The organism is Streptomyces sp. (assembly GCF_036566765.1).
In the GTDB taxonomy this organism is placed as follows: domain Bacteria; phylum Actinomycetota; class Actinomycetes; order Streptomycetales; family Streptomycetaceae; genus Streptomyces.
This window is the reverse complement of the sequence record NZ_DATCVQ010000176.1, coordinates 1-2,659: the sequence shown is the minus strand read 5'-3', so window position 1 is coordinate 2,659 and position 2,659 is coordinate 1. Positions and strand designations below refer to the sequence as shown.

The 2,659-nt window shown below is 71.6% G+C and carries 2 protein-coding genes and 1 pseudogene; 2 read left to right on the top strand and 1 reads right to left on the bottom strand.

Features of this window, described 5'->3' with window-relative positions:
* A pseudogene (locus tag VIU94_RS09780) lies at positions 1-375 on the bottom strand (ThiF family adenylyltransferase); the annotation flags it as partial.
* A gap of 207 nt (positions 376-582) precedes the next feature.
* Here VIU94_RS09780 and VIU94_RS09775 point away from each other — a divergent pair.
* Both VIU94_RS09775 and VIU94_RS09770 read left to right on the top strand, forming a co-directional pair.
* Complete coding sequence (locus tag VIU94_RS09775; RefSeq protein WP_331909704.1) at positions 583-1,158, top strand: M48 metallopeptidase family protein; 576 nt, start codon at positions 583-585, stop codon at positions 1,156-1,158.
* A 135-nt stretch (positions 1,159-1,293) separates the two neighbouring features.
* Positions 1,294-2,659, top strand: a 1,366-nt coding sequence (locus tag VIU94_RS09770; RefSeq protein ID WP_331909702.1) for a TerD family protein, incomplete at its 3' end; no start/stop codon positions are given.

The window sequence follows — 2,659 nt, the reverse complement described above, 5'->3', positions numbered from 1 at the left end:
CCGCCGTATCGCCCCGTCCGGTTCCGGCTCGACCACCGCCAGCGACGCCAGGTCGGCGCGCAGCGGATCGAGCGCGCCGTCCGCGTGCCGGGACGCTCCCGTCGTCCGGGGACGCGCCTCGGACGCGTCCGCGATCAGTCCCGCCGCGGCGAGCCTCGCCAGCAGTCGGTCGAGCCGGTCGTCCGGCAGCCCCAGCGCCCGGGCCTCCGCCCGCAGCAGCTCTGTCCCGCGCGTCCCGTCCAGCCGCCCGATCAGACTGCCCGTCGTCGTGTCCACCGGACCCACCACCACCGCGTGTGCGGACGTGGCCCCGAACTGCACGAATTGCAGATCCCGCCAGGCGCGCCGCAGCGCCGGTTTCACCATCGGATGCATGGGTGCCCCTCCCGTTCTCCGCCCCGTGATCCTCGGGCGTGATCTCGTTCGCCTTGGGGTGAGAATGCCCGCTCGCGACACCGATCGCGTGAAGTTGTCCACAGGGGAGGGGGATTAGTACTTCAAATGGTGCAGGGCGTGGACGGATCACGTGGGAACCGTCCCGGAGGCGGGACTTCCCCCGCTGACAGCGGGTAACGTCGGGGCGTGCCCGCCGACCCACAGCGCAGCGTGACAAGCAATCCGCCCCGCGGTTCGGGAACGAGCGCGGTCGAGGTCCGCAGAAGCGCACGGCGGAGCAGAACCGTCTCCGCCTACCGCGAGGGCGACCGGACCATCGTGCTCATCCCCGCCCGGATGTCCGAGGCGGAAGAGCAACGCTGGGTCACGGTCATGCTCGACAAGCTCGCCGCGCAGGAGAGCCGGAGCATCCTCGGCGACGCCGAACTGGCCGAGCGCGCCGAGCGGTTGTCCGCCCAGTACTTCGACGGCCGGGCCCGCCCCACCTCCGTGCGCTGGGTGACCAACCAGAACACCCGCTGGGGCTCCTGCACCCCGGCCGAGGGCAGCATCCGCCTCTCGCACCGGCTCCAGGGCATGCCCGAGTACGTCGTCGACTACGTCCTCGTGCACGAGCTCGCCCACCTGCTGGTGCCCGGTCACGGACCGCGGTTCTGGCGGCTCCTGGAGGCGTACCCCCGGACCGAGCGGGCCCGTGGATATCTCGAGGGCGTGGTCGCGGCCGAGCGGCTGCCGCATCTGCCCGCCGCGCGCGAGGAGTGACGGCGGGAGCACCGCTCGAACAGCCGCGCGCGCGGCAATCATGTACCGAATCCGTCCCAGCTTGGCTCAATGCCGCAGGCAGCCGTTAGCCTGGCGCGACGCATTCACATTCGGGATGGGGGACGGTCGTTACGCATGGCCAGGGAATTCCAACGCGGCCACAAGGCCAAGATCAGTGATCTGACACCGGGGACCGATCTGTACGTGGGTGTGCAGATCGCCGCGCCCGGGCTGACCTTCGACATCAGCTGCTTCGGCCTCGACGCCAACGAGCAGCTCTCGGACGACCGGTACTTCATCTTCTTCAACCAGCCGAAGTCGCCGGAGGAGTCCGTTCAGCTCCTCGGCGCGCAGTCCGGTGACACGGAGTCCTTCCGCGTCACGCTGGACCGCATCCCGGCGAACATCCACAAGCTGTCGTTCACCGCGACGATCGACGGCGCCGGCCAGATGAGCCAGGTCGGTCCCGGCTACATCCGGATCGTCGCGGGCGGCGAGGAGGTCGTCCGGTACGCCTTCACCGGCGCGGAGTTCACCACCGAGCGCGCGGTGATGCTGGGCGACTTCTATCTGAAGGACGTCTGGCGCTTCGCCGCCATCGGCCAGGGCTTCGACGGCGGACTCGACGCGCTGCTCAAGAACTTCGGCGGCGAGGTCGCCGAGGAGCAGCCGGCCGCGCAGCAGCCCCAGGGTGCCGCGCCGTCGTTCGCGCCGCCCCCGCAGGCCACCGCGCCTCCGGCGTTCGGCGCACCGGCCGCACCGCAGGCTCCTCAGGCCCCGCAGCCCGCGCCCTCGTTCGGCGCCCCTGCGGCCCCGGCACCTGCCCCGGCCCTTCAGCCGAACCCGCAGATGCACGCCGCGCCGACCATTGCGGCCCCGATGAGCCCGCCCGCGGGCACTGTGCCGCCGCCTGCGCCGACTCCGTACGGACAGCCGCCCCAGCAGCCGCAGTACGGCCAGGTCCCGGGACAGATGCCGGGTCAGGTCCCCGGCCAGGTCCCGCCGGGCGCGCCCTCGCCGTACGGACAACAGGCACCTTCCCCGTACGGACAGCAGCCTCCGGGCATGCCGCAAGGGGTTCCGCAGGGCGTCCCCCAGGGCGTCCCGCAGGCAGGGGCCGGTCTCCAGGCCGCCCTCCAGCCGTACCGCGAGACCGCCACCGGCCAGCGCTGGACCCCGCAGAACCAGCAGCTCATGCGGGTCGATCTGACCATGGGGGGCATGCCCGTGCTGGCCCGTCAGGGCAGCATGGTGATGTACCAGGGCAAGGTCGACTTCAGCTACAAGGGCGCCGGTTTCGCCGGCCGCATCGTCGGCAACGCCACCGGCCAGCGCTGGACGCCGCAGAACCCGCGGCTCATCCGGGCCGACCTCGGCGTCGGCGGTCAGCCGATCCTGGCCCGCCAGGGCACGATGGTGCTCTACCAGGGCAAGGTCGACTTCAGCTACAAGGGCGCCGGTTTCCGTGGCCGGATCGTCGGCAACGCGACGGGCCAGGAGA